The organism is Microbacterium sp. B24, from assembly GCF_000333415.1.
GTDB lineage: Bacteria > Actinomycetota > Actinomycetes > Actinomycetales > Microbacteriaceae > Microbacterium.
Genome location: NZ_BADB01000299.1, coordinates 1 through 1467 on the forward strand (window position 1 = coordinate 1; position 1467 = coordinate 1467).

Here is a 1467-nt window from a genome sequence, read left to right on the forward strand (position 1 = left end):
CAGGCCACTCCGCCGCCTACGGTCTGGTCTCCTACTGGACGGCGTACCTGAAGGCCCACTATCCCGCCGAGTACATGGCGGCGCTGCTCACGAGCGTCGGAGACTCCAAGGACAAGATGGCCGTGTACCTCAACGAGTGTCGGCGAATGGGTATCCGGGTGCTCCCGCCCGATGTCAGCGAGTCGATCCGCTACTTCGCGGCCGTGGGCGAAGATATCCGCTTCGGGCTGGGCGCCGTCCGCAACGTCGGGGCGAACGTCGTCGACGGCATCGTCGAGGCCCGCGGCGACGAGGGATTCTCCAGCTTCCACCACTTCCTCGATACGGTGCCGATGCACGTCGCCAACAAACGCACCGTCGAGTCGCTCATCAAGGCCGGCGCGTTCGACTCTATGGGCGACACTCGGCGGGCCCTCCTGGAGGTGCACGAAGACGCGGTCGAGGCGGCGGTGGACCGCAAGCGCAACGAGGCTCAAGGCGCGATCGGCTTCGATTTCGACTCCCTCTACGACGCGGCCGAGGAAGCGGTGCCTCCGAAGGTGCCGCCCCGGCCGGAGTGGACCAAGAAGGACAAGCTCGCCTTCGAGCGGGAGATGCTCGGGTTGTACGTATCCGATCACCCGCTGGCCGGGCTCGAGATCCCCTTGGCCAAACACGCGTCCACGTCCATCCACGACCTCCTGGCCTCGGATGACGTCAACGACGGCGACATCGTCACGGTGGCCGGCCTCGTCACGAGCGTGCAGCACCGCGTGGCAAAACAGAGCGGCAACCCCTACGGCATGATCACGGTCGAAGACTTCGACGGAGAAGTGACCGTGATGTTCATGGGCAAGACCTACACGGAGTTCCAGTCGATGCTCGTCGCCGACAGCATCCTGGTGGTGCGCGGTCGTGTCTCCCGGCGCGATGACGGGCTGAACCTGCACGGGCAGTCGGCGTTCTCGCCCGACCTCGGTTCGGTCGATGCCACCGGCTCCTTGGTGCTCCTCATGCCCGAGCATCGCGCCACGGAGTCGACGGTCACGCAGTTGGCTCAGGTGTTCTCCCGTCACCCCGGCGACACAGAGGTCACCCTCAAGCTGCATAAGAGCGGCGTCGCGAAGGTGTTCGAAGTGCCGGCCCAGGTGCGTGTCACCGTCGACCTCTACGGCGAGTTGAAAGGCCTGCTCGGTCCGCAGTGTCTGGGCTGAGCCTGTGATCGGCCAGGTAGGATCCCAGTCGAGTTCTGTTCCGGAAGGATGCGTGACGTGACCGACGAGAAGCCCACCCCCGACAGCGCCGATGAGAGCACCGGCGAGGAGCACGACGTCGCCGTTGCCGCAGAGTCATCGAGCGCCTGCTGAACCTTCCGGTGCGCGGTCAACCGCTGTACCGCGCCCTCGTCTATCTGCCCACGATCGTGCCGATCGTGGTCGGCGGGTACCTGTGGCGATGGCTGCTGAACACCCAGTACGGGTTCGTCAA

General features: G+C 65.5%; 1 protein-coding gene. It reads left to right on the plus strand.

Annotated elements, in window-relative coordinates; genetic code table 11:
- The coding region (locus tag I5I_RS07770) for a helix-hairpin-helix domain-containing protein (RefSeq protein ID WP_036318246.1) at positions 1-1193 on the plus strand (1193 nt) is incomplete at its 5' end.
- Between the last annotated feature and the right edge of the window lie 274 nt (positions 1194-1467).